Source organism: Microbacterium luteum (assembly GCF_015277875.1).
Taxonomy (GTDB): domain Bacteria; phylum Actinomycetota; class Actinomycetes; order Actinomycetales; family Microbacteriaceae; genus Microbacterium; species Microbacterium luteum.
This window is the reverse complement of the sequence record NZ_CP063814.1, coordinates 949,766-975,112: the sequence shown is the minus strand read 5'-3', so window position 1 is coordinate 975,112 and position 25,347 is coordinate 949,766. Positions and strand designations below refer to the sequence as shown.

The 25,347-nt window shown below is 68.5% G+C and carries 22 protein-coding genes and 1 tRNA gene; 11 read left to right on the top strand and 12 right to left on the bottom strand.

Annotated features, from left to right (window positions below):
- Nucleotides 1–19: 19 nt before the first annotated feature.
- Nucleotides 20–1,648: a DNA/RNA helicase domain-containing protein gene (locus tag IM777_RS04745; RefSeq protein ID WP_336510686.1), complete on the bottom strand. Its 1,629-nt coding sequence runs from the start codon at nucleotides 1,646–1,648 to the stop codon at nucleotides 20–22.
- A gap of 100 nt (nucleotides 1,649–1,748) precedes the next feature.
- Nucleotides 1,749–2,069 (bottom strand): nucleotide pyrophosphohydrolase, encoded by a 321-nt coding sequence (locus tag IM777_RS04740; RefSeq protein ID WP_194384807.1) that lies wholly within the window; start codon nucleotides 2,067–2,069, stop codon nucleotides 1,749–1,751.
- Nucleotides 2,070–2,171: 102 nt separating this feature from the next.
- Here IM777_RS04740 and IM777_RS04735 point away from each other — a divergent pair, with 102 nt between their 5' ends.
- On the top strand, nucleotides 2,172–5,270 hold the full coding sequence (locus IM777_RS04735) for a DEAD/DEAH box helicase (protein ID WP_194384806.1): 3,099 nt from the start codon (nucleotides 2,172–2,174) through the stop codon (nucleotides 5,268–5,270).
- Nucleotides 5,267–5,491: an NUDIX domain-containing protein gene (locus IM777_RS04730; RefSeq protein WP_194384805.1), complete on the top strand. Its 225-nt coding sequence runs from the start codon at nucleotides 5,267–5,269 to the stop codon at nucleotides 5,489–5,491. Before IM777_RS04735 ends, IM777_RS04730 begins: the two co-directional genes overlap by 4 nt.
- Here the strand turns inward: IM777_RS04730 and IM777_RS04725 are convergent.
- Nucleotides 5,439–6,836: an IS30 family transposase gene (locus IM777_RS04725; protein WP_071044142.1), complete on the bottom strand. Its 1,398-nt coding sequence runs from the start codon at nucleotides 6,834–6,836 to the stop codon at nucleotides 5,439–5,441. The two genes, IM777_RS04730 and IM777_RS04725, sit on opposite strands and share 53 nt — an antisense overlap.
- 67 nt (nucleotides 6,837–6,903) lie before the next feature.
- Here IM777_RS04725 and IM777_RS04720 point away from each other — a divergent pair, with 67 nt between their 5' ends.
- Entirely contained in the window at nucleotides 6,904–7,131 is a 228-nt protein-coding gene (locus tag IM777_RS04720) for an NUDIX hydrolase (RefSeq protein ID WP_194384804.1), read from the top strand.
- Between the two features lie 41 nt (nucleotides 7,132–7,172).
- On the opposite strand, the gene IM777_RS04715 is transcribed toward IM777_RS04720, so the two are convergent.
- The 7 genes from IM777_RS04715 to IM777_RS04685 form a co-directional block, all read right to left on the bottom strand.
- Nucleotides 7,173–7,244, bottom strand: a tRNA-Arg gene (locus IM777_RS04715).
- 43 nt (nucleotides 7,245–7,287) lie between these two features.
- Nucleotides 7,288–10,704 (bottom strand): error-prone DNA polymerase, encoded by a 3,417-nt coding sequence (locus IM777_RS04710; RefSeq protein ID WP_194384803.1) that lies wholly within the window; start codon nucleotides 10,702–10,704, stop codon nucleotides 7,288–7,290.
- On the bottom strand, nucleotides 10,704–12,287 hold the full coding sequence (locus IM777_RS04705; protein WP_194384802.1) for a DNA polymerase Y family protein: 1,584 nt from the start codon (nucleotides 12,285–12,287) through the stop codon (nucleotides 10,704–10,706). The genes IM777_RS04710 and IM777_RS04705 overlap by 1 nt, the downstream gene beginning before the upstream one ends.
- On the bottom strand, nucleotides 12,287–13,006 hold the full coding sequence (locus IM777_RS04700; protein WP_228480952.1) for a hypothetical protein: 720 nt from the start codon (nucleotides 13,004–13,006) through the stop codon (nucleotides 12,287–12,289). The genes IM777_RS04705 and IM777_RS04700 overlap by 1 nt, the downstream gene beginning before the upstream one ends.
- Before the next feature lie 113 nt (nucleotides 13,007–13,119).
- Complete coding sequence (locus IM777_RS04695) at nucleotides 13,120–13,617, bottom strand: HNH endonuclease (protein ID WP_071044478.1); 498 nt, start codon at nucleotides 13,615–13,617, stop codon at nucleotides 13,120–13,122.
- Between the two features lie 316 nt (nucleotides 13,618–13,933).
- Nucleotides 13,934–14,863 (bottom strand): M23 family metallopeptidase, encoded by a 930-nt coding sequence (locus tag IM777_RS04690; RefSeq protein ID WP_228480951.1) that lies wholly within the window; start codon nucleotides 14,861–14,863, stop codon nucleotides 13,934–13,936.
- Nucleotides 14,864–15,082: 219 nt separating this feature from the next.
- Nucleotides 15,083–15,784 (bottom strand): iron-dependent transcriptional repressor DtxR, encoded by a 702-nt coding sequence (locus IM777_RS04685; RefSeq protein ID WP_194384801.1) that lies wholly within the window; start codon nucleotides 15,782–15,784, stop codon nucleotides 15,083–15,085.
- Nucleotides 15,785–15,904: 120 nt separating this feature from the next.
- Here IM777_RS04685 and IM777_RS04680 point away from each other — a divergent pair, with 120 nt between their 5' ends.
- Both IM777_RS04680 and serC read left to right on the top strand, forming a co-directional pair.
- Nucleotides 15,905–16,264, top strand: a complete 360-nt coding sequence (locus tag IM777_RS04680; protein WP_194385620.1) for a three-helix bundle dimerization domain-containing protein — start codon at nucleotides 15,905–15,907, stop codon at nucleotides 16,262–16,264.
- A 49-nt stretch (nucleotides 16,265–16,313) separates the two neighbouring features.
- Nucleotides 16,314–17,429, top strand: a complete 1,116-nt coding sequence (gene serC, locus IM777_RS04675; RefSeq protein WP_194384800.1) for a phosphoserine transaminase — start codon at nucleotides 16,314–16,316, stop codon at nucleotides 17,427–17,429.
- 27 nt (nucleotides 17,430–17,456) lie between these two features.
- Here serC and IM777_RS04670 read toward each other — a convergent pair whose 3' ends face one another.
- Together IM777_RS04670 and IM777_RS04665 are read right to left on the bottom strand one after the other, a co-directional pair.
- Entirely contained in the window at nucleotides 17,457–18,170 is a 714-nt protein-coding gene (locus IM777_RS04670; protein ID WP_194384799.1) for a DUF3027 domain-containing protein, read from the bottom strand.
- Nucleotides 18,154–18,537, bottom strand: coding sequence for a cold-shock protein (locus tag IM777_RS04665; protein ID WP_071044473.1), 384 nt, complete (start codon nucleotides 18,535–18,537; stop codon nucleotides 18,154–18,156). Before IM777_RS04665 ends, IM777_RS04670 begins: the two co-directional genes overlap by 17 nt.
- 167 nt (nucleotides 18,538–18,704) lie before the next feature.
- Here IM777_RS04665 and IM777_RS04660 point away from each other — a divergent pair, with 167 nt between their 5' ends.
- The 6 genes from IM777_RS04660 to IM777_RS04635 all read left to right on the top strand — a co-directional run bounded on the left by IM777_RS04660 (nucleotide 18,705) and on the right by IM777_RS04635 (nucleotide 25,299).
- Nucleotides 18,705–18,971 (top strand): multidrug ABC transporter ATPase, encoded by a 267-nt coding sequence (locus tag IM777_RS04660; RefSeq protein WP_071044472.1) that lies wholly within the window; start codon nucleotides 18,705–18,707, stop codon nucleotides 18,969–18,971.
- Nucleotides 18,972–20,690, top strand: coding sequence for a helicase-associated domain-containing protein (locus IM777_RS04655; protein ID WP_194384798.1), 1,719 nt, complete (start codon nucleotides 18,972–18,974; stop codon nucleotides 20,688–20,690).
- Nucleotides 20,691–20,723: 33 nt separating this feature from the next.
- Entirely contained in the window at nucleotides 20,724–22,367 is a 1,644-nt protein-coding gene (locus tag IM777_RS04650; RefSeq protein WP_194384797.1) for a DNA repair helicase XPB, read from the top strand.
- Nucleotides 22,368–22,430: 63 nt separating this feature from the next.
- On the top strand, nucleotides 22,431–23,123 hold the full coding sequence (locus IM777_RS04645; RefSeq protein WP_071044469.1) for a response regulator transcription factor: 693 nt from the start codon (nucleotides 22,431–22,433) through the stop codon (nucleotides 23,121–23,123).
- A gap of 165 nt (nucleotides 23,124–23,288) precedes the next feature.
- Entirely contained in the window at nucleotides 23,289–24,896 is a 1,608-nt protein-coding gene (locus IM777_RS04640) for a sensor histidine kinase (RefSeq protein ID WP_071044564.1), read from the top strand.
- 115 nt (nucleotides 24,897–25,011) lie between these two features.
- Nucleotides 25,012–25,299 carry a WXG100 family type VII secretion target gene (locus tag IM777_RS04635; RefSeq protein ID WP_071044468.1) on the top strand — a complete coding sequence of 96 codons (288 nt, stop codon included), beginning with the start codon at nucleotides 25,012–25,014 and terminating at the stop codon, nucleotides 25,297–25,299.
- The last annotated feature ends 48 nt before the right edge of the window (nucleotides 25,300–25,347 follow it).

Here is a 25,347-nt window from a genome sequence, read left to right as displayed (position 1 = left end):
AGCAGCGGCATCCGCCGGGCTAACGTGACGCGATCGCACCCTCGACGTACGCCCGCAGGTTGGGATCGCATACGTACACGTACGTCCCCCTGATCCCGCGGGTCAGCAACACCCCGTAGATGTTGCGGATGAACTCGAGCAAATCGTCATCCGAATACGTGAGCTCCCGCTGCTTGTTGTTCTCCTTGCCCTTCGCGTCGCGATACGAGTCGCGGTCGATAAAGAGACGCCGAGCGTCCGGGTCATAGCGGAGTTCGTTGCCGATAATGACGCCGGCGTAATTGAGGTCGTATCCCTGGACGGTGTGGATCGATCCGACTTCGTCAATTGACCTGGCGCTATTGATCCAATCCTTCGCCTGGCTGTTCCAACGCAGCTGCAACCCGTCGATCTCGATATCGAATGCGCTCGGGTCGCGGCGGCTCTTCCAGTCCCACGCATAGCCAGCGACGAGACGCGCAAGCCCGTGCTCGATGTTGCGATCGAGGATCTCGTTCCACATCGCTGCCAGATCATGAAAGAACCGGAGGTCGTACTCGCCGAGGTCTGGACGATCACTAGTCCCCGCCTCGCCGCGGAGCATCGCTCGGACGAACTCGACATAGTCCGCGCCCGCACGCACGCGCATTTGCGTCGCGAGCGGGTACTGGCGGTGCGCGGAGCGAGCTTGCTCGACGAGCCCCCGAAGAGTCTCCCGCGGCAGGTCTGCCGGTCGCACCGTTTGCTCTGCATCGAGCAGGTAGATCTGATGGGAGCTCTGCGCGCGGATCCAGTCGAGTTGCGTCTTCGACGAGTCATCCGCGCCGAAGAGCTTCTCGTTGATTGTGATGAAGCGCTTGTTGTTGACGCCTGAGGACTGGTTTGCTCGCTGGTTGAGTCGGTGCGTCTCATCCACGATGAGGATGTCCCAGCGCTCGTCCGACACACCGACGTCGAAAGGGCTGAGGACCTGGTCCACGGCGACTTTCGGAGTCTTCTTGAACACCCGCTTGATCGACTCGCGGAGCGACTGCTGCGGCACGACGAACCCAATTCGAAGGCGTTTGAGAAGGTCTCGGTTCTCCGGCACGAAGAACTCGGCGAACATCGAGTCGGGCTCGATCTCGTCACCATCGTCGAAGTCACGGATGTCGGCGAGCAGCTTCATCAGGAAGATCGCGACGATCGTCTTCCCCGTGCCCGGGTGCCCTTCGATCACACTTGACGATGGAACGCCGGTCTCGAGATCCCCGAGCAATCCCTCAACGATGTCCTCGACGGCGATCGCCTGCTCAGGCGTGAGCACCTTGAAAGGTGAAAGCTTGAAGAGGTCGCTGTTCTCGATCTCAGGAATCGAGCGCTGAAAGATTCCCTCAACCCGGAGCTGCTCGAAGATGCCTCGAAAGCTCTCGCGATAGACCTCACGCTCGTAGTAGCGCGCGTCGATAATTCCTTCGTTGCCGTTCATCACGCTGAATTGGCCGTCGCCGGCAAGCCATCGGATGAGGTGCGATTCGAGATCCAGACAGGCGGACTTGTTGAAGGTCTCATCGAAGACGACGCGCACGCTGCGGAGTCCGTCTTTCGTGGGGTTGGCGAGGTGCTGGCGCATCCGCGAGGCCGCGTTGACCGTCTCGCCTACGTAGACGGATGCCGCGCCACGCGTCACTCCGCCATCGAGGACATAGACGACGGGCCAGTTTCTCCGTCGCTCATCTCCCTTGGCCCAGGCCGCGATCGCGTGTGGTGAGAAGTCGAGTCGCTCAATATCAAAGGGCGTCATATTTGGCGCTTCGCCCCTTCGCTCGTTCGACGGGGTACTTCTCGGCAGTCACGGCGAGCTTCTCCAGCACGATCTCATCAGGCTCGACGCCAAGTCGCATGGCGAGCAGGGTGCAATACGTCATCACGTCTGCGAGCTCTTCACGCACTCGCGCGTCGTCGCCGTCGTCTCCCCATTGAAAGCACTCGAGCAATTCACCCGCTTCGATGGAAATGCTCTTCGCGAGGTTCGCGGGGGTGTGGAACTGGGCCCAATCCCGCTCGCGCACGAACTCAACTAGGGCCTGGCGCACTCGCTCGCTCGTCACGATTGCGACCGTATCAGCACGCTCGGCGCGGGCCCGTCCGCTGCATGGCACGGCTCCGCTAGCGTGTGGATCGGACGAGCTGGTTGGCATCAAAGGAGTGGCATGGCAGGGTCATCGGAGTTGCCAGCGGGTCTCTACGAGTCACTCCGAACTGCCGGGCTTCAGCGTCGCCTGTCGGCGTTGCCGAGTCTCACTCCGAGGCTCGAGGCCGTTGACGAAGCCGATCAGCCCCATGTTCTCGCTCGTCAGGTCTATGAAGAGACACTCCGGCACCTGTCTTCTCTTGGCACGGAGGACGCGCGGCTCGCGCTCGCAAACAAACTGCTGCAGGGACTACCCGACTCACCGGACCCCGTCCTCTCACCCGTTGAACAGCTCCATCGATTGACTCGGCCATCCACTCCGGGCCAGATCGACTACGAGCAAGTCCGTCCGACGACTCCGCTCAGCGAGGCAGCGCTGCTCACGAACTCACGGGGCGAACCGAACCTGAACTCGGAGCTGAAGGCCGAGATCGACACTGCGGACCAGGTCGATCTCCTCTGCGCTTTCGTGAAGTGGCATGGGGTGAGGCTGCTCGAGACCGAGCTGCGACGACTTCAGCGACGTGGCGCATCGTTCCGGATCATCACGACCACCTACATGGGCGCTACGGAACGCACCGCGATCGACCGGCTCGCACGAGAGCTCGGCGCGCAGATCAAAGTCCAGTACGACTCACTGCGGACTCGACTGCACGCAAAAGCATGGCTCTTCCGCAGACACAGCGGATTCGACACCTCCTACGTCGGATCCTCGAACCTCTCACGCGCCGCACTCCTGGACGGGGTCGAGTGGAATGTCCGTCTCTCGCGAGTCGGCACCCCGACCCTGCTGGAGAAGTTCCAGGCGACGTTCGATACGTACTGGAATGACGCAAGCTACGAGATCTACAACCCCGATCGCGATCGTGACCGCCTCGATGACGCACTTGCTGAGGCGTCTGGTGCAGGGCGCCACAATCGCGTGACGGTCTCCCTCTCGGGGCTGGAAGTGCGGCCTTATCCGTACCAGTTGGAGATGCTCGAGGCGATTGAAGCGGAGCGCGAAGTACATGACCGACATCGAAACCTCGTCGTCGCGGCGACCGGTACAGGCAAGACCGTGCTCGCGGCGTTCGACTACCGCCGGCTCGGAGGAGCGGAGCGGTCGCTGCTCTTCATCGCACATCGAAAGGAGATCCTCACGCAGGCCGTACGCACCTATCGCGAGGTCTTGGCGGATGCGAATTTCGGTGAGACCTACGTGGCGGGAAGCCGGCCCGAGCGGTGGGAGCATGTCTTCGCAAGCGTGCAGTCGTTGACCTCGTACGGCGTCGAGAACATTCCTCCTACAGCCTTCGACATCGTCGTGATCGACGAGTTCCACCACTCGAGCGCCGCGACCTACCGCCGACTGCTAAATCACCTCCAGCCGAAGGAGTTGCTCGGCCTCACGGCAACTCCCGAGCGTGCAGACGGAGACAACGTCCTGAGCTATTTCGACGGACGCATCGCTGCAGAGTTGCGGCTGTGGGATGCGCTCGGCCAGGAGCTTCTATCGCCCTTTCACTACTTCGCCATCGCGGACGGGACGGACCTATCGCGAGTGGAGTGGGTTCGAGGCGGGTACGACTCGGCTCAGCTGTCTGAACTGTTCACCGGCAACGATGCGCGCGCCCGGATCATCATCAAAGAACTCGTCGACAAGGTGATCGATACGTCGAGCATGCGCGCGCTGGGCTTTTGTGTCGATGTCGCGCACGCGGAGTACATGGCGCGCGTCTTCAACACCGCCAACATCCCTGCGCTGATGGTGAGTGGCGACGGCCGCACGGGAGCGCCGCGCGACGTTGCGCTACAAAAGCTGCGCAACCGAGAAGTCAACATTCTCTTCTCCGCCGAGCTCTTCAATGAAGGGCTCGACATCCCTGACGTCGACACAGTGCTCTTCCTCCGACCAACAGAGAGCGCGACAGTCTTTCTGCAGCAACTGGGTCGAGGCTTGAGACGCACCCAAGACAAGGCCGTGCTGACGGCACTCGATTTCGTGGGCCATCAAAGCAAGCAGTTCCGATGGGACAAGAAGCTGCGCGCCCTCACGGGACTGACCCGACAAGCGGTCGTCCGCCAGGTCGAGCATGGCTTCCCGTTCCTGCCCTCCGGGTCGCAAATCGTCCTCGACAGAAACTCGCAAGCAGCGATCCTCGAGAACCTCAAAGGTCAAGTCGTCAATCGGTGGCAGCAGCTTGCCGCGGAGCTGCGTTCATACGGAGACCTGACGCTCGAAGCCTTCCTTCGCGAGGCCGGCGTAGAGCTCGCGGACATCCTGAAGCGAGGGCAGACCGGGCGCTCGTGGACTCAGCTCCGAAGGGATGCCGGACTAGGAACGTCCAAGGGTGCGGAACACGAAGAGCAACTTCTGAAGCGCGTACGCGCCCTCGTGCATGTTGACGACTCGGACCGCGCGCAGGAATATCTGCGTCTCCTCGCCGACGATGCGCCCTCGTACACCGAACTGTCCGCGCACAGCCAGCTGTTTGCCAACATGCTGTTCTTTTCCCTCTGGCCCGATGGCGGAGGGTTTGAATCTGTCGAAGCCGGCCTGCGCGCCCTGCGCGAGGAGAGAGCCGCACGCGAGGAGCTCAGTGCTGCGATCGGGCTCGCCTTCGACAGCGCTCGGCACGTTCCGTCCCCTATGCGCGGCCGTCTCGCATGGTCACCCTTGCGAGTGCACGCTAGATACCAGCGCGAGGAGGTGCTGGCGGCGTTGCGCTATGCAAGTCTTCGCCGGAAGCCAAACTCTTTCCGCGAGGGCGTGCTCTACGTCACGGACGAGAACGTCGACGCCTTCTTCATCACGCTCAAGAAATCTGAAGCCGCGTTTTCTCCCAGCACGATGTATCGCGATTACCCCATCAGCGACGAGCTCTTCCACTGGGAAAGTCAGTCTGGGACGACGGTCACGTCACCCACCGGGCAGCGATATCTGTCGGGAGCGAGCGACGTCCTCCTTTTCGTGCGCGAAGAGAAGGTGAATGAGTTCGGAACCGCGCCCTACCTCTTCCTCGGAACCGCCACGTTTGTGCAGCACGTTGGCGAGCGGCCTATTGCAGTCACCTGGAGGCTTGACCGGCCGATGCCTTCGGACTTTTTCCAGCGAGCCTCGGTGGCCGCGCAATGAGCATCGTCGTCGGCGCCGTCATTGTGCGAGACGGTTTGATACTCGCCGCACGGCGCACTCGCCCCGCCGACCTCGCAGGCCAGTGGGAGTTCCCCGGCGGCAAAGTCGAGGACGGGGAAGATCTTCCCACCGCGCTCGCGCGGGAGATCAGGGAGGAACTGACCGGGTTCAACCGGTCGTTGCAACACCGGCTTGTTGGAGCAACAGTAGCTGCTCGTTGAAGGCTTCGGCGGGGGTCTTCCATCCGAGTGACTTGCGGGGCCTGGTGTTGAGGGCGTGAGCGACGGCTTCGATGTCTTCCGCGCTCCACCGGGCCAGGTCGGTGCCCTTGGGAAAGTACTGGCGTAGCAGGCCGTTGGTGTTCTCGTTGGTGCCGCGCTGCCAGGGCGACTGCGGATCGGCGAAGAACACCGGGATGCCGGTCTCGACCGTGAACGTTGCGTGAGCGGACATCTCCTTGCCGCGATCCCAGGTCAACGACCGTGCCAGTTGGGTGGGGAGTGTCGACATCGTGTTCGCCAGCGCGTTCTTCATCGTGATCGCGCCATAGCCAGCCAGGGCGGGACCATTCTTGGGTGTCTCCTTGTGCCGGTATCCCTCCTCGCGTGGGAGGTGGACGAGCATCGTGAACCTGGTCATGCGGTCGACGACGGTGCCGATCGCGGAACGCTCCAGCCCGATCAGCAGATCGCCTTCCCAATGGCCGGGAACAGCGCGGTCCTCAGCTTCAGGAGGGCGTTCGCTGATCAGGGTTCCGGGAGTGACGTGCGCCCACGTCTTACGACGTGAGCGTTCCCGCGGTGCGCGAAGCGCCCGGCCCGTGCGCAGACACCAGACGAGCTCGCGTTTGAGCGCGCCACGGCCCTGAATGTAGAGCGACTGGTAGATCGCTTCGTGGCTGATGCGCATGGACTCATCATCGGGGAAGTCGACCTTGAGTCGGTTGCTGATCTGCTCCGGACTCCACGCCGTCGACCACCCGCGATGCTTGCGGTGCGGCTTGTTGATCCCCGTGAACCGCGGCGGCTCGGGACCGACGATGATCTTGCCATCAGGTGTGGTGATCTGCCCGGATAGCCGCTCGTGGACGTAGGCATGCAACCGGGCGTTCGTGACCAGCTTCGCCGCCTTCGGACGCTTCGCGGCCATGTCAGCCTTCCACTGCGCGACCGATGCTCGATACCCGCGACTTCCGTAGCGGACGGCCGCATTCCGGCGCAGCTCACGGGAGATCGTCCCCGGGTCACGGCCTATAGTTCGGGCGATCTCGCGCACCCCGCTTCCCTGAGCACGCAGGAGCGCGATCTCCTCACGCTCAGCGAACGACAGGTAGCGTCCGGTTGGCGTGAACTTCAGGTCGAACGGCGGCATGCCGCCAGCGTTGCGGAACCACCGCTGACCGACCGCTTGCGCCACGCCGACCACGGCAGCAGCCTCGATGGGCAGCAACCCCTTGGCGATCTCGGCCCAGAACGCTGCCTCGACATGCCGCTGGAACTTCGGATGCCCAGGCGACCGAAGCTTCGGCCGCTCCGCCCGATCTGCTGCCTGCTGACGACGAACCATCTGACACCTCCGCGATCACGAGGTGTTGCGACGACCAGTTGAATCCGCCCTGCATACGAGGATCTCCGTGCTCGAAGAGGTCCTCGACGACGATTCACCGTGGCGGATCAGCGACAAGCATGTCCTACGACTCTTCGTGGCAGCCATCGTCTTGGAAGAGCCTGTTCTCGGCGAGGACCATGACGAGATCCGTTGGCTGCATCCCGATGAACTGAACGTGGTCGATTGGCTACCGTCCGACCGACTCGCACTGGCGGCAGTGCGCCGCGCGATCGAGCAACGCTCGACCACTTAGACCACGCCGGTCAACATCCCGGTCTGACGTGGAACAATCGGTGCCCCTGGAGGGACTCGAACCCCCAACCGTTTGCTTAGGACGCAACTGCTCTTCCATTGAGCTACAGAGGCTGGCCGCAGAAGTCTACCGGCCAAGGCTCGGCGGTCCGGCGCGTCAGCGGAAGTTCCGCGCGTTGTGGGGCACATCCACCCGCAGGTCATCGAAGCGGTCGGCGAGCAGATTCGTCACGCCCTCGACCGAGCGCTCCAGCATGCCCCGCACGATGAGCGCCGGTGCGTCGCGCACCACCCGCCGATACCTGTTCCACACCCCGACCGAGCAGATCACGTTCACGAGCCCGTGCTCGTCTTCGAGGTTGATGAAGGTCACCCCGGATGCCGTCGCCGGGCGCTGCCGGTGGGTGACGAGCCCGGCGACCTCGACGCGGCGACCGGTCTCGTGGGTGCGCAGCCCCGCCGAAGTCAGCACGCCGCGCGCGTCGAGCCGAGACCGGAAGTGCGTCATCGGATGGTCGTCGGTCGAGACGCCCGTCGCCCACAGGTCGGCGGCGAGCACGTCGTAGCCGGAGGGGTCGGTGAACAGCGGCGGTTGCACCGCGACCAGCGAGTCCGGAAGGTATTCGGCGCGATCCTGCGCGGCGTCTCCCGCCATCCAGATCGCCTCGCGCCGGCTGAGCCCGAGACACTCGAAGGCCCCGGCCGTGGCGAGCGCCTCAAGCTGCGCGGCGGTGAGCCCGGTGCGCCGCACGAGATCCCGCATGTCACGGAACGGCCCACCGCTCCCCCGCTCGGCGACGATGCGGCCGGCCGGTGCCGCACCGATGCCCTTGATCGCCGCCAGCCCCAGCCGCACGGCGTAGCCGGCGTCGCGGCGATGAGCTGCCGACTCATCCACCCCCTGGGGGTCGAAGTCGCCGACGGGATCCTGGACGCGCTCCGCGCATGCGGCACGCCCGGTGGGCGCCGCCACCGCATCCCCCGACACCGGTTCGAGAACCGCCTCGACCCCGGAGGCGTGCAGATCGGGGCGCCGCACCTCGACGCCGTGGCGGCGGGCGTCGGCGGTGAGCGTCGCCGGCGAATAGAACCCCATCGGCTGGGCGCGCAGCAGCCCCGCGAGGAACGCCGCCGGGTAGTGCAGCTTGATCCACGAGCTGGCATAGACGAGCAGGCCGAACGACAGCGAGTGCGACTCGGCGAAGCCGAAGTTCGCGAACGCCTGGATCTTCGCGTAGATCGCGTCGGCGGCCTCTCCGACCAGGCCATTGCTGGCCATGCCCTCGTACAGCTTCTCGCGCAGCGACTCGATGCGCTCCACCCCGCGTTTGGAGCCCATCGCCCGCCGCAGCAGATCGGCGTCTTCACCGGTGCACTCCCCCACCGCCATCGCCATCTGCATCAGCTGCTCCTGGAACACCGGCACGCCCATCGTGCGTTCCAGCACCGACTCGAGCTTCGGATGCGCGTAGACGACCGGTTCGTGACCGAGCTTGCGCCGCACGAACGGATGCACCGCGCCCCCCTGAATGGGGCCGGGCCGAATGAGGGCGATCTGCACCACGAGGTCGTAGAACCGGCGCGGCTGCAACCGCGGCAGCAGCCCCATCTGGGCACGGGATTCGACCTGGAAGACCCCGATCGAATCGGCACGACACAGCATGTCGTACACCGCCCGCTCCTCCTTGGGGATGGTCGACAGCTCCCACTCCTCCCCCGTGGCCGCACGGATCATGTCGAAGCAGTACTGGATCGCGGCGAGCATCCCCAGGCCCAGCAGGTCGAACTTCACCAGCCCCATCCATGCGGCATCGTCTTTGTCCCACTGGATGACGGTGCGCCCCGCCATGCGCGCGTGCTCGATGGGCACCACCTCACCGACGGGCCGGTCAGTGAGCACCATGCCGCCGGAGTGGATGCCGAGGTGTCGCGGGGCCTTCAGCAGCTCGGACGCGTACGCGATGACACGGTCCGGGATGTCGTGGTCGGGCGCGCTGTCGAGCGAGGCCCCCCAGCGCTCCACCTGCTTCGACCACGCATCCTGCTGCCCCGGCGAATGCCCCAGCGCCTTCGCCATATCGCGCACGGCATTCTTCGGCCGGTACTGGATGACGTTCGACACCTGCGCGGCACGCTCCCGCCCGTAACGCTCATAGACCCACTGGATGATCTCCTCGCGGCGATCCGAGTCGAAATCGACGTCGATGTCGGGCTCCTCATCGCGCAGCGACGACAGGAACCGCTCGAACGGCAGCTTGTAGGCGATCGAGTCCACCGCGGTGATGTCGAGCAGATAGCAGACCGCACTGTTGGCGGCCGACCCGCGCCCCTGACACAGGATGCCCCGCCGACGCGCCTCCTGCACGATGCCGTGCACGATGAGGAAGTAGCCGGGGAAGTCCTTCACCTCGATCACCCCGAGCTCCTTGTCGATGCGCGCGGCGTCGTCGTCGGTGAGATCCGGATACTTCCGTGGCACCGCCTCCCACACCAGGTGACGCAGCCAGCTCATCGGCGTGTGACCGTCGGGAACCTCCTGACGCGGCAGCGAGGGCCGGGCCCGACGCAGCGGGAAGGCCAGTTCGTCGGCGAGCGTCACCGTGCGCTCGATCACCCCGGGATACCGCGCGAACCGCTCCGCCATCTCGGCCCCCGAGCGCACGTGCGCGCCGTCGTGGGCGGGCAGCCACCCGTCGATCTCATCGAGCCCCCGATGCGCCCGCACCGCGGCGACCGCGGCGGCCAGGTGTGCGCGCTCGGGAACGGCGTAGTGCACGTTGTTGGTGGCCACCACATCCAGGCCCCGCTCCCGCGCGAGGGCGAACAGCACATCGTTGTGTCGCGAATCCAGCGGAGAGCCGTGATCGATCAGCTCGACGCACACCGCGTCGGCGCCGAACCGCTCGATGAGCCGGTCGAGCTCTGTCGCGGCACCGGCGGCGCCGGAGGCGGCGAGCGCGCGGCGCACGGTGCCCTTGCGGCATCCGGTCATGATCACCCAGTGCCCGGTCCCCGACGCGTCGCGGGAGCGCGCGGCCAGGTCGTCGAGGTCGTAGACCGGCCGGCCCTTCTCGCGCCCGGCGAGCTGGGCGTGGGTGAGGGCGCCGGCGAGCCGGTGATAGCCCTCCTCGCCGCGGGCGAGCACGAGCAGGTGGGCGCCGACGGGATCGGGTTCGCCGTTCTGCGGCGCGGGCAGTTCGAGAGACAGCTCCGCCCCGAACACCGTCTTCAGCCGGAGACCCTCGGCGGCCTCGGCGAAGCGGACGATGCCGTAGAAGCCGTCGTGGTCGGTGATCGCAAGGGCATGGAGCCCCTGCCGCTCCGCCTCCTCGGCGAGCTCCTCGGGCGACGAGGCGCCGTCGAGAAACGAGAACGACGAGTGAGCGTGCAGCTCGGCGTAGGGCACCGCCCCCGCCGGACGCTCGATCACCGGCGGCACGTAGGGAGCGCGCTTGGTCGACCAGGCCGGACTGTCGCCGCCGTCGGCCCCGGCGGGCCGGTTCCCCGGCCGTCGCCGGTCGCTGAGCAGCCCCTCCATCTCCGACCACGGCACCGGCGGGTTCCGCCAGCCCATCAGTCGTACCTCGCCTCGGCCCGCCACACGCCGGACTGGCACACCAGCAGCCAGGCGACACCGGCGGCGTCGATCATCTGGAATCGGTGCGCCCGACGCGCCCTCGCGGCATCCCACGTGCGCTCGAAGACCGGCCACGGTCCCGCCCACGAGCGGATGCCCCGGCGCGACCCTCCCTCGGTCATCTCGGCGGGGGGATCGCTGAGGCGGCCGCGGTCATCAACGGACACGCTCTCGCCGCGCGGCGAGACCACGCTCACCGCGGGAGGATCGGCGAACACCGTTCCCGGAAGCGGATCGGGCAGACTCCCCGGCCACGGCTGCCCTCGGTCGTGCTCGAGCACCGCGCGGTCTCCCCACGGCACCATCACCTGACGCTCCGACAGCCACCGGCCTCCCCCCACCGCCGGTGTCACCACACCGCGATGCCCGAGCATCGCCTGCACCCGCGACAGCGCGTGATGCACGCGCTCCTCCGCCCCCGAACCGAACACCGTGGGGGCGTGGTGGGCCGCCGCGTCGACCGCCTCGGGAGAGATGCGCACCACGGACACGCCGCTGGCCAGCATCCCCTCGGCGGTGTCCTCGCTCAGCTGCCAGCGCACCCGGTCGACCACCGAAGCGGCGTCGAACGATCCCGGATGCAGCCACACCCGCTCGCTGCGCTCCCCCCGATCGCCGGTGAGCTCCACGCGCAGCTCGGTGCACACCAGATCGACCGCGCCGAGCCCGGCGAGGAACTCCTCCGCGGCAACGCGCATGCCGAACGCCACCTGATCGGCGATCTCCAGCGGCGGCTCGAACGCCACCTCCCGGTGCAGCTCCGGCGGCGGCACACGGGGCTCGACGCCCCGGGAATCCTCCCCCGCGGCGAGGGAGTGCAGCCGCACACCCCGCTCCCCGAACCGCTCGCGCACCCGATCGACGTCCATGCCTGCGAACTGTCCGAGCGTGTGCACCCCGAGCCGCGCCAGGAGGCCGGCGATCTCACCCGGTGCCGCCCCGGCCCCGGTGACGAACGCGTCGTCGAGCACGGCCACCGACAGGCCGGAGAGGTACGCCCCCGCCCCACCGTCGACGACTACCCGCACCGTGTCGCGCGGCGTCGTGCCCGAGCGAGCGGCCTGCTCCGCGGTGAACGGTCCGTCGGCGATCCCCGCCCGCACGTCGGTCACGCCCAGCGCGCGCACCGCCTCGCGCAGCACCTCGGCGGCATCCCGCTCGCCCCCGTAGTACCGCGCCGGCCCCCGCGCCCGGAGCGCGCAGAGCCCCGGGCGCATGATCTGCACCCCCGGAGCCCGCTCCTCCACGGCGGAGACCACCGACGCGAACACCCGATGGTCCCGCGCCGGGTCGGCGGCGACGATCTCGAGATCGGGACATCGGGCCTGGGCGTCGCGTCGACGCTGACCGCGCCGCACGCGTTCGACGCGCGCGGCCGCCGAACAGGCGACCACGGTGTTGTTCTCCACGACTGCCAGCGGATGCTCCACCGGCGCCGCCCGTTCACGCGACAGCGCCACCACCGGCCAGTCGGGCACCCACAGCACGAGGCTGCGGGTCTGCACCGTCGCCGCGGACATCACCCCACCGCCTCGAGGCGCATCCGCCCCGTCTGCCGGATGCCCTCCTCCTCCCGCACGCGGACGACGCTCCCGTCCGCCGCGGGAAGGGACAGCCGCCCCCGTCGCGGCGTGGGCAGTCGACGGCTCGAGACCTCGACGGTCACGCCCCGGTCCGACAGATACCCGTGTCCTGCCCCCAACCCCGTCCACTCCGGCTCCGCCACCCGGATCGTCGCCTCCGCCTGCGGCCAGCGCCCCTGCACCAGAAGCACGCCGTCGCGGTCTCGCAGCCGTGCGGCGAAGCGCGCGGCGTCGGCATCGCCGACGCGCGAGGCCGGTCGCACGGCGACGATCGGCATCACCTCCGACACGGTGGCCGCCACGGCCAGCCAGCGCGGCCCAGGATCGGGGATGAGGACCAGCCGCGACAGCGAGACGCCGAGTCGTTCGGCGGCCTCGACCCCGAGATCGGGCATGCCCACCGCCGCGCACCACGACCCCGCTTGGGAGGGAGCGCCGAGGAGCGCGAAGAGCAACGACGGCGACGGATCGACGGCGTAGACCGACCCCGATCGCAGTCCTCCTCCGGGGAGGATGTCGGCGAGGGCGGGATGCACGGGAAGCGTCGTTCCTTCCAGCCGGCGGCCCTGCACCTTCTCGAGCTGCGCCCGCAGCGCTCGCACGTCACCGCTGCGGTCACCGCGGACCGTCTGCTGCATGCTCGCCACCCCTGCCACCTCCACAGGCTAGAACACATGTTCTAGTCAATCAATGCGATGACGTGACGATAGGGCCCACCACCGACACGGATGGGGCCGAAGCGGAAGTTTTGTTCGAGAATCCGGGAGAATCAGGCGGCGAGCGCGAGATACGGCTCCCACCGCGGGTCGGTGCGATCTGTTCCCCGCACCGTCCACTGCGCGCCGCGCGGCGGGCCCGGCGTGAACCGCAGCTCCCACCTCATCTCCTGCGGCGTGCGATCACCCTTGACGTTGTTGCAGCGCAGGCAGCACGCCACGAGGTTCTCCCACGAATCCGCTCCCCCGCGCGACCTCGGCAGCACGTGGTCGATCGTCGAGGCGGATGCGCCGCAGTATCCGCAGCGGTGCGCATCACGGCGGAGCACACCCCGTCGGGTGACCGGCACGCGGCGCCCGCCGGGAACGCGCACGTATCGCGTCAGCAGGATCACCGCCGGTCGATCGTAGGAGGCATCCGTGCCCCACACGGGTTGCCCATCGATGTGCTCGACGACCGTCGCCTTGTCGTTCATGACGAGCACGAGTGCCCGCTTGAACGACACGACGGCCAGCGGCTCATAACCGGCATTCAGCACCAGGGTGCGCATAGTGATTCCTCTCGAACGGCCGGGACGGCTTCGCGGCTCCTCGAAGTGCGACGAATCGAGAGGTTTCGGGCATGAAAAAAGGCGCTGTCACACGGACAGCGCCTTGAAGACCACGGCAGGACCGCGGCTTCCGCTCACAGAATGCCGAAGGACGAGCAGTCCGAGCGCATCCATGGTTCGGATGCGGGGCGCACTCTCCATCAGCTTCCCTCCGCTTCTCTCAGCGTCGGGTCTCAGGCTAATGCACGCAGCAACAGGTCGGGTCGCATCCGCGGGTGAACGAGACGTGGCGTGTCGAGGAACACGCCGGACGGCGTCAGCCGGCGTTCTGCGCGAGCCACGCCATGGGGTCGACGTTCGACCCGCCGATGGCGACCTCGAAGTGCAGGTGGTTCGCCGTCGAGCGCCCGGTCGATCCGACGAGGCCGATGATCTGCCCCGCGGAGACCGTCTGACCGGCGACGACCTGACGGCTGCCGTAGGTCATGTGACCGTAGGTCGTGGTGACCGACTGCCCGTTGATGACGTGGTCGATGACGACCGCGACGCCGTAGCCGCCGAGGCTCTCCTGCGACATGCGGACCACGCCGCCGGCGGCCGCGTAGATCGGCGTTCCGCCGCCGATGAGCATGTCGACGCCCATGTGCGACCCGCCACGGGCGAGGAAGCCGTCGCCGACGGTGTAGCCGCCGGCGAGCGGATAGCGCACCGCTCCCGTTCCCGGCGCCACCATCGACAGATCGACCGAGTACGACGTCTGAGATGTCTCGGCGGAACTGGCGGCAGCAGCCGCAAGACGCGCGCGCTCGGCAGCAGCCTCAGCCGCCGCCTCCTCGGCCTTCTTCTCTTCGATCTCCTCGGCCGTCGTCGCCGAGTAGCTCTCGCGGCCGAGATCGACCGGCTCCTCGGATGCGTCGGCATCGGAGGCGATGACGAGCGACTGCGCGTCTTCGGCGGCGACCTGCTGAAGGGTCTGCGGCTCGTCCGACGGAAGGGTGATGGCCCCGTAGGCGGGGAGACCGACGGTGGCGACGAGACCGCCGACCATGCTGAAGATCACGAGACTGCGCAGCGGGCGGCGGGCCGACGATCGCGGCGATGCCTTCGCTGCCGGAGCGGAGCTCTTCGCCACGGTGGTGCGGCGGGTCACGCTCTTCTTCGCACGGGAAGCCATCTGTCGTGCTCGCTCGCGGCGGCTCGCCACGGGAACGTCGGGCTCTTCGTGCGGGTGGTTCTCTTCAGCCAAGTCAATCCTCCGGCGCCTCGACGCCGGGGGCGCTGACTCGTCGGCACTGGTGTCGGGGGCACAGTGTGCGGTTCGCTGCGAAGGCGACGAGCCAGTGAGGCGACCTTCCCAGCATCCTGGAACCCGGGCTTTCTCGGGTGCAAGACCGGTTCAGGCTACCCGAAGATAACGAATAAGTCACGCTCGCCGCGCGTAGGTCGGGAAGCGTTCGCCCGCGGCTCAGGCGCCGTCGTCGACGAGGAAGATGTGCGAGGCGACCTCGACGGGAAGCTCGAGCGCGTCGTCTGTTCCGGCCATCTGCACGAGCACGTAGCCCTCGCTGAAGCGGAAGTCTCCCGCAGCACCGGGCACGACCCCGGCCTGCTTGAGCTGCTCGAGCAGCTCCGGGTCGACCTGCACCGGCTCGGCGAGGCGGCGCACCGTGCCGCTGACCGGACCGTCGGCGGCGTTGAGGCGCCGCACCAGTCCGACCACGCCCTGCTCGAAGGTCGCGCCGGGAATGTCGCCGAGAAGATCGAGCCCCGGGATCGGATTGCCGTACGGCGACTCCGTGGGGTGGCCGAGCAGCTCCACCAGACGGCGTTCGACCTGCTCGCTCATCACGTGCTCCCACCGGCAGGCCTCTTCATGCACGTAGGCCCAGTCGAGGCCGATCACGTCGGAGAGCAGCCGCTCGGCGAGACGGTGCTTGCGCATCACATCGACGGCCTTCTGGCGACCGGAGTCGGTGAGCTCGAGGCGGCGGTCGTCCGAGACGACGACCAGGCCGTCGCGCTCCATGCGCCCCACCGTCTGCGACACCGTCGGACCGGAGTGCCCCAGCCGCTCGGAGATGCGCGCGCGCAGCGGCACGATGTTCTCCTCCTCCAACTCGAGGATCGTGCGCAGATACATCTCGGTCGTGTCGATGAGATCGGCCATGTCGCGGTTCCTCACAGCTGTCGTACGGGCAGAGACAGCCTATCCGCACCCGACGACGGCGGATGCGGACGGACCGGGCAAGCCCTTGCGGCGGCCCCGACGCGGGCGCACACTTCGTGCATGAGCGAAGAGACGGCGGCTTCCCCCGCCCGCGACGAGCGCGTCGCCATCGAACACGCGACCGACCGGCTGGCCGAACGCTTCCCCACCGTCGATCGGGCTCGGGTCGAGCAGATCGTCGACGAGGAACTGCATCGGCTCGACGGCGGGCGCGTGCGCGATTTCATCCCCGTGCTCGTCGAGCACGAGGCCAAGGAGCGACTGCGCAGCGAAGCCGTCCCGCTGCCCTTGGAACAGGTGATGGATGGCGGCGCCGCCCGTCGCGCGGAGGCCGGCGGCGCCGAAGACGACCCGATGGAGCGTCAGCGTCGTGGCGAGCACACCGGCCTGCTGCAGGGGGATGCCGGCGGCGGCCGATAGCGCGACGGAGGCGTTCTGCGGCCGCGGACGGGAACCGTAGACTCGTCCCATGGCGCACGTCGAGCTCCCCCGTGACCTTCTGCCCGCCGACGGACGATTCGGCTGCGGCCCGTCGAAAGTGCGTGGAGCCCAGCTGGAAGCGCTGGTGACCCACGGCGCATCCGTGCTCGGCACCTCGCACCGCCAGGCGCCGGTGAAGAACCTCGTCGGCCGCGTGCGCGAGCACCTCGCCCAGCTGTTCTCGCTGCCCGAGGGGTACGAGATCGTGCTGGGCAACGGCGGCTCCACCGCGTTCTGGGATGCCGCCGCCTTCGGCCTCATCGAGAACCGCAGCCAGAACCTCGTCTTCGGCGAGTTCGGCGGCAAGTTCGCTCAGGCCGCGAAGGCGCCGTGGCTGACCGCGCCCGACGTGCGCACGGTGCCGGCCGGCACGCGGTCGAGCGCCGAGGCCGTCGAGGGCGTCGACGTCTACGCGTGGCCGCACAACGAGACCTCGACCGGCGTCGCCGCTCCCGTCAACCGAGTCACCGCCGACGAGGGCGCGCTCACCGTCATCGACGCCACGAGCGCCGCCGGCGGCATCGACGTCGACCTCGCCGAGGCCGACGTGTACTACTTCGCTCCGCAGAAGAACCTCGGCTCCGACGGCGGGCTGTGGTTCGCCGCGATGTCACCGGCCGCGATCGAGCGGATCGAGCGGATCGCCGCCACCGACCGCTACATCCCGGACTTCCTCAGCCTCAAGAACGCCGTCGACAACTCCCGGCTGAACCAGACGCTGAACACCCCGGCGCTGAGCACCCTGCTGCTGCTCGAAGACCAGCTCGCGTGGATCCTCGACAACGGCGGCCTGTCCTGGGCCAGTGCACGCACGGCGGAATCCTCCTCGGCGCTGTACACGTGGGCCGAGGCCGCGTCGTTCGCGACCCCGTTCGTGACCGACCCGGCCGACCGGTCGCCGGTGGTCGTCACGATCGACTTCGACGAGAAGATCGACGCCGCCGCGGTCGCCAAGAGCCTGCGGGCGAACGGCATCGTCGACACGGAGCCCTACCGCAAGCTCGGACGCAACCAGCTGCGCGTCGCCACGTTCGTCTCGATCGAACCCGACGACGTGCGGCAGCTCATCAGCGCGATCGACTACACGGTCGAACGACTCGTCTGACCGCAGCGGACTCCGGCGACGCGAACGTCAGTTCTCGTCGTCGGAGTCGTCTTCGTCGGAGTCGGTGACGTCCTCCTCGGAGTCGTCAGAGTCGTCGTCCTCTTCGGAGTCGTCTTCGTCGGCGTCGTCCTCGTCCGAGCCGTCCTCGTCCGAGTCGTCCCCATCGGCGTCGTCCTCATCGGCGTCGTCTTCGTCGGAGTCGGCATCCGGTGCGAGCTCGTCGATGTCGACGCCGTCCACGTCGCCGGCGTGCAGGATCGACGCGTCGTCATCCGCCTCGTCGTCGTCTTCATCATCGTCGTCGAAGTCGGAGGCGTCGTCGTCGGCCCCCTCCTGCGCCGCCGCAGCCTGCGCGGCCTGGTAGTCGGCCAGACGCTCCGCCCACGGCACCCAGTCCGGAGCCACCAGGGCGTCGTCGCCGGGCAGGAGCTCGACCTCGAGCACGGTCGGCTCGGCGTCGGCGACGCGCGCCAGACTCACCGTCCAGAACCAGCCGGGATAGCCCGCGAGGCGGTTCGCGAACAGGAGCGAGACGACCCCGTCGGCCTCGACACGGTGACCCGCGGGGTCGCCGATCGTCGCTTCGGGTGTGATCTCGCGGAGCGCGAGCAGCGCGAGATCGCGTGCTTCGAGGAGCGCGGGATCCGGCAGCGCCGAGACGCCGGCGGACTCGTCGGTTCCGGGCTCTTCGTCGATAGCGGACTCTTCGTCAGTGCCGGGGGTCTCAGGCGTCGAGGTCATCCGCTACCTTGCGCAGAACCGCGGCGATCTTCTTCGAGTGCGAAGAGCTGGGGTAGCGACCGCGGCGCAGGTCGCCCCCGACGCCGTCGAGCAGGCCGACGAGGTCTTCGATGATGACGGCCATGTCGTCGGCGGGCTTGCGCGAGCGCTTGGCGAGGCTCACCGGGGCCTCGAGAACCCGCACCGACAGTGCCTGCAGACCGCGCTTGCCGTCGGCGACGCCGAACTCGAGGCGGGTGCCGGGCTTGGGGGCCGCCGCCTGCGCGGGCAGCGCGCTGGCGTGGAGGAAGACGTCCTGACCGTCATCGGCGGTGATGAAGCCGAATCCCTTGTCCTCGTCGTAGAACCTGACCTTGCCGGTGGGCATCGAAACCTCGCTGGAAACGGGCCCGCACGTGCGGGCCGGATGGAATCCGGGGTCGATCCGACCCCGCATCCAGACTACGGCACGCACCAGCGCGTCACCCGCGATGCGAGCCCGACACCGGCACCGGCGACGGCGTCTTCGCGAGGCGCTCCGCTAGGCTGAGACGGATGAGCACGCGAAGCCCCGGCGGCGACGTCCCGATCCGCCGCATCGACCGCATTCTGGCGTTCATGTCCCTGGGTCTGCTCGCGCTGTCGATCGTGTGCTTCTTCGCGATCATGATCGGATCGGGAGCGGGCGCCGACATGGCCACGGGCGTCTGGCCGGCGGTGGGCTTCACCGTCTACTTCGCACCTCCGATCGCCTTCGTGATGCTGTTGACGGTGCTCATCATGACGCTCGTGCGGAGGGCACGGGCCAACCGCGGGTCCTGAGTGGTCTCCGACGAGCGCGCTCTCGCCCTGCAGCTCGCAGGCCTCGATGACGCGCGACTCGCCGAGACGTTCGCGGCGCGCTCCGTCTCCGCCGCGGTGGGCTGGCGCGATTTCTTCGACGCCGCCGAAGGCCTCCTCGAGCCGGCCTCGATCGACCGGGCGCTGACGCGCCTCCCGCGCCGCGCGCTCGCGTCGCTGGCGGCCGCCGTCGACGGCGGCCGGGCGGCGACCGACGCCGTGCCGGAGACCCTGCAGCTCCTCGTCGACGGCGCGACGCCACAGGCCGTCGCCGAGCGCGTGCGGCGCCTGCACCGCGCGCATCCGACCGCTTTCGATGCTCGTGCCGACGACGCGCCCGGCCCCGCGAGCACCGCCCAGGAGGCGGCCGCGGCGGAACGGGCCTTCACCGCCACCGGCGCGCTGGCGGATCTGCTGCTCGGGGCCGACCACACCTCCCTGACGCTGACCGCCACGGGCACGGTGAGCGCGAGCGATCGACGGCGCCTGCTCGAGGCGGGGATCGTCGCCGACGCGGAAGAGCTCGACGATCTGGTCGCCGTCGCGCGCGCGGCGGGTCTCGTCGACGCGAGGGATCGCGAGGCCACCGTCTCGGACGGGGGCGACCGGTGGCTGCGACTCCCCACCGCAGCGAGGTGGGAGCACGCCATGACCGGCGTGCACGCGGCACTGCCGGCCGGGGTCCGCGACGAGGCGAACGGCCTCCAGCCGGTGTCGCTCTGGCCGGACGGCTATCCGCTCGATGACGACTGGCCGGCGCTTGCACGGCAGTGGGCGCGCATCGTGGTGCGGTGGGGACTGTTCGCCGACGACGGCGCCGAGCCCTCCTGGACGCGATCGCTGCGCGAGACGGGCAGCGTCAGCGCGTCGGCGCTGCTCCCCCACCTCCCGGCCGAGATCGACAAGGTGTACCTGCAGGCCGATCTGTCCGTGATCGCGCCGGGCCCGCTCCAGCCCGACCTCGAGCTCCGCCTGCGCCGCATCGCCGCGCGCGAGTCCCGCGCGCAGGCTTCGACCTACCGGTTCACGGGCGAATCCCTCGACGCGGGCCTCGCCGACGGCGAGACCGCGGCGAGCATCCGCGCCTTCCTCGGCGAGCTGTCTCTCACCGGCATCCCACAGCCCCTCGAGTACCTGGTCGACAGCACGGCGGAACGTCACGGCGCGGTGCGGGTGCGCTCCGACGTGCAGCGGGACCTCACCGTGGTCGAGACCGACGACCCCGACCGTCGTGAGGCGCTGTCGGTCGATCAGGCGCTGCGGCCCCTGGGCCTCGTTCTCGACGACGGGGTGCTGCTCACGCGCGTCGGCCGCGACGCCGTCTCGTGGGCCCTCGCCGACGCGCGCTATCCGGTCACGGTGATCGGCGACGACGGCCGGCCGACGTCACCGAGGCGGAGTCGACGCACGACGGCCGCGTCGGCGCCCGCGCCCGCCCGGTACGACGAGCTGATCGCGCGCCTGCGCTCCGGGCACAGCACCGACAGCGACGAGGCGTGGCTCGAGCGGGAACTCGAACAGGCCGTGCGAGCCCGCGCGGCGGTTCGGGTGACGGTGCGGATGCCCGACGGCAGCGACCGCGAGCTGACCCTCGAGGCCTCGGGACTCGGCGGTGGAAGGCTGCGGGGACTCGACCGCGCCGCCGACGTCGAGCGCACCCTGCCGCTGCGGAGCATCGTCGCCGTCGCGCCCGCGGAGTGACGCCCCCTTCGCAGCCCGGTAGAATCGAACGCTATGGCTGACGGCCCCCTCATCGTTCAGAGCGACCGCACGGTGCTCCTCGAAGTCGCGCATCCCGACGCGGAGACCGCGCGTCACGAGCTCGCGATCTTCGCCGAGCTCGAGCGCGCGCCCGAGCACATCCACACCTACCGGATCACTCGGCTGGGCCTGTGGAACGCCCGCGCGGCGGGCCACGACTCCGACGACATGCTCGCGACCCTCGACCGCTGGTCGCGCTTTCCGGTGCCGCCTTCGGTGTCGACCGACATCCGGGAGACCGTCGCCCGCTACGGCCGCCTCACGATCGAGCGCACCGACGACGGCTCGCTCGTGCTGCGCTCCGGCGATGCTGCGGTGCTCGCCGAGGTCACCAAGAACAAGCGCATCCAGCCGCTGCTGGTCGGGCGCCCGTCGCCGGACAGCCACCTCATCGACGCGTGGGCGCGAGGCCACATCAAGCAGGAGCTGCTGAAGATCGGTTGGCCGGCCGAAGACCTCGCCGGCTACACCCCCGGCACGCCGCACGAGATCGACCTGGCCGAAGACGGCTGGACCCTCCGCCCGTATCAGCGCCAGGCCGTCGACATCTTCCACGACGGCGGCTCCGGCGTCGTGGTCCTCCCCTGCGGCGCGGGCAAGACCCTCGTCGGCGCCGGCGCGATGGCCGCGACCAAGACCACCACGCTCATCCTCGTGACCAACACCGTCAGCGCACGCCAGTGGCGCGACGAGCTGCTCAAGCGCACCTCCCTCACGCCGGAGGAGATCGGCGAGTACTCCGGCCAGTCCAAAGAGGTGAAGCCGGTCACCATCGCGACGTACCAGATCCTCACCGCGAAGCGGAAGGGCCAGTACGCGCACCTCGCACTCCTGGACGCGCTGGACTGGGGACTGGTCGTCTACGACGAGGTCCACCTGCTGCCGGCGCCCGTCTTCAAGCTCACCGCCGACCTGCAGGCGCGGCGGCGCCTGGGCCTCACCGCCACCCTGGTGCGCGAGGACGGGCGCGAGGGCGACGTGTTCAGCCTCATCGGACCGAAGCGGTTCGACGCGCCGTGGAAGGAGATCGAGTCGCAGGGCTTCATCTCCCCCGCCGCCTGCTACGAGGTGCGCGTCGACCTCCCGGCCACGGAACGCCTCGAATACGCGGCGGCCGCCGACGACGACCGCTACCGGATGGCCGCGACCGCGCCGGCGAAGATCGGTGTCGTGCGCGATCTGGTCGCCCGTCACGACGGCGAGCGCATCCTCATCATCGGTCAGTACCTCGAACAGATCGACACCCTCGCAGACGCCCTCCACGCACCGAAGATCACCGGGCAGACCCCGGTCGACGAGCGCGAAGAGCTGTACCAGGCGTTCCGCGAGGGCGAGATCTCCGTGCTGGTCGTGTCCAAGGTCGCCAACTTCTCCATCGACCTCCCGGAGGCGTCGGTGGCTATCCAGGTGTCGGGCTCCTTCGGGTCGCGGCAGGAGGAGGCGCAGCGTCTGGGCAGGCTCCTGCGCCCGAAGACCTCGGGCCACACCGCCAGCTTCTACACCCTCATCGCCCGCGACACCGTCGACCAGGACTTCGCGCAGAACCGCCAGCGATTCCTCGCCGAACAGGGCTACGCCTACACGATCATGGACGCCGATCGGCTCGACGCCGCGTGATGGATGCGGGGCGAACCGGCCGATATCCAGCAGGTTCCTGAAAACCCCGACCATAATGACCCTATGACCGCACCGCGCATCCTCGTCGTCGACGACGAGCCGAACATCCGTGACCTGCTGATCACGAGCCTGCGTTTCGCCGGCTTCCAGGTCCGCGCCGTGACCAACGGAGCGCAGACGATCTCGGCCGTGCTCGAAGAGGAACCCGACCTCATCGTGCTCGATGTCATGCTCCCCGACATGAACGGCTTCAGCGTGACCAAACGGCTCCGCGGAGCCGGCTACACCGCGCCGATCCTGTTCCTCACCGCCAAAGACGAGACCGACGACAAGATCACCGGCCTCAACGCCGGCGGCGACGACTACGTGACCAAGCCCTTCAGCCTCGACGAGATCGTCGCGCGCATCCAGGCCATCCTGCGCCGCACGATGCAGGCCGACGAGGACTCGATCATCCGCGCCGGCGAGATCACGATGGACCAGGACACGCACGACGTGCAGGTCGGCGAGACCGCCATCGAGCTGAGCCCGACCGAGTTCAAGCTGCTGCGCTACCTCATGCTGAACCCGAACCGCGTGCTGTCCAAGGCGCAGATCCTCGATCACGTGTGGGAGTACGACTTCAACGGCGATGCCGGCATCGTCGAGAGCTACATCTCCTACCTCCGCCGCAAGATCGACCCGCACGCGACCGAGCCGCTCATCCAGACCAAGCGCGGGTTCGGCTACATGCTGAAGACGGGCAAGTCCGCCTGATCCGGCACACGACGCGGCACACGGTCGCGGGAGGGGGCGGACACCCTGGGTTCTGAAACGGACGCCGTCACCCGGTGGTGGCGCGGCATCAGCCTGCGCGCGAAGGTCACCGGCGTCACGGTGACCCTGCTCGCGGTCGGGCTGTTCGCGGCCGGATTCGGCACGATGACGTTCCTGCGCAGCACGCTCTACAACAACATCGACGCGAGCGTGCGCGGCTACGCCTCGACCGACGCGGTGAGCGGCCTGATCGATGTCGTCGTCGAAGGCGGGCAGGTCTCGTTCACGCCGCGCGATGAAGACGACGTGCCGCCGACACCGTACTTCGTGGCCGTCTACGGACCCGACGGCGCCCTCGAGGCGATCGCGGGCGGTTCGGGGGGCCTCGAACCGGACTTCCCCGACGAGTTCACCCTGCAGGCCACCGCCGCGCGGGGTCTGCAGCCGTTCGCCCTTCCCGACATCGAGGGCGACGAACGCTTCCTCGCGGCGGTCGACGTCTTCCAGCCCGACGGCGTCGGCGATCTCTTCACCCAGATGGTCGTCGTCTCGACCGCGTCGACCAACCAGGTCGTGGCGACCTTCCTCGGTATCTACGCCGTCATCTCCGTGGTCATCCTCGGCGCCGGCGCCCTCGGCACGAGGTGGCTGGTCACCCTGACCTTCCGCAGCCTCGGCCAGGTCGAAGACACCGCCATGTCGATCGCGGCCGGAGATTTCAGCCAGCGCATGACCGACATCGAGCCGCGCACCGAGGTCGGCCGACTCAAGATCGCCATCAACACGATGCTCGGCCGCATCGACGCGGCCATCTCGCAGCGCGAAGCCACGGTGCGCCAGATGCGCCGCTTCATCGGCGACGCCAGTCACGAGCTGCGAACCCCCCTGGTCACCGTGCGCGGATACGCCGAGCTCTACCGGATGGGGGCGATCCCCACCGGTGACGACACCGCTCAGGCGATGGACCGCATCGAGAAGGAGGCCATCCGCATGGGCGTCCTCGTCGAGGACCTGCTGGCCCTGGCCCGCCTCGACGAGCGGCGCGACGTCGACATCGCTCCGGTCGATCTGCGTCCCATCGCCCGGGATGCCGCCCTCGACGTGCGCGCGACCTCGCCCCGGCGCACCGTCACGGTCATCGAGGCGCTCGACGCCGTGCTCCCGGGAGGGGAACGTTTCGCGGACAGCCCCGACACCGCCGACGCCAAGAAGCGCAGCGCTCCGACCACCACCGCGATCGCCCGCGCCGGGGCGTCGCTTCTTCGCCGCCGCTCCCGGCAGAGCGCGCAGACGGCCGCGGATCCCGACGCCGACACGCTGCCGATCGCCGTGCGACGCCCGCAGCCGGTCGTCAGCGGCGACGAGAACCGCATCCGGCAGGTGGTCGCCAACCTGCTGGGCAACGCCCGGCGCTTCACCGGTGACGACTCCCCCATCGAGTTGCGGGTGGGCGTCGACCCGGTCGCGGCCACGGGGTGGATCGAGGTGATCGACCACGGCGAGGGTGTGCCCGATCAGCTCAAGGACAAGATCTTCCAGCGGTTCTGGCGAGCCGACACATCGCGCACCCGGGAGACCGGCGGCACGGGCCTCGGCCTGTCGATCGTCGCATCGATCGTGGATGCCCTGCACGGCGACGTCGGCGTGCTCGACACCCCCGGCGGCGGCGCGACGTTCCGCGTGTCGTTCCCCCTGGCCGAGCAGCGCGAGCCCGAGGAGCACCTGCTCATCGAGACCCAGCCGCTCCCGCGTCTCGAGCGCGACGCCCTCTGAACCTCTCCTCCCCACCCGACGACGGATGGGCCCGCTCCACCGGGAGCGACAGACGCCAACGCCGTCGGTTCACCCCGACCTAGCGTGGGGATCCCGAAGAGAAAGGGATGCTCCCATGGCAGTGTTCTCCGTCGACAGCGACGCCGTCCTCAGCACCACGACCGCCGTCCGCGGCACGGTCGACCGACTTCAGGGCGAGGTGCACGCGATGCTCGCGCAGCTCACCCAGCTGCAGTCCTCGTGGACCGGACCGGCGGCGATGGCCTTCCAGGGCGTCGTCGAGCAGTGGCGCGGCACGCAGCGGCAGGTGGAGGAATCGCTCGCGACAATCAGCGCCGCGCTCGAGCAGGCCGGCCGTCAGTACGCCGACGCCGAACAGACGACCGCGGGCCTGTTCCGGTAGACGACGAAGCGCCCCTCCGCGAGGAGGGGCGCTTCGTGCTGTCGGATC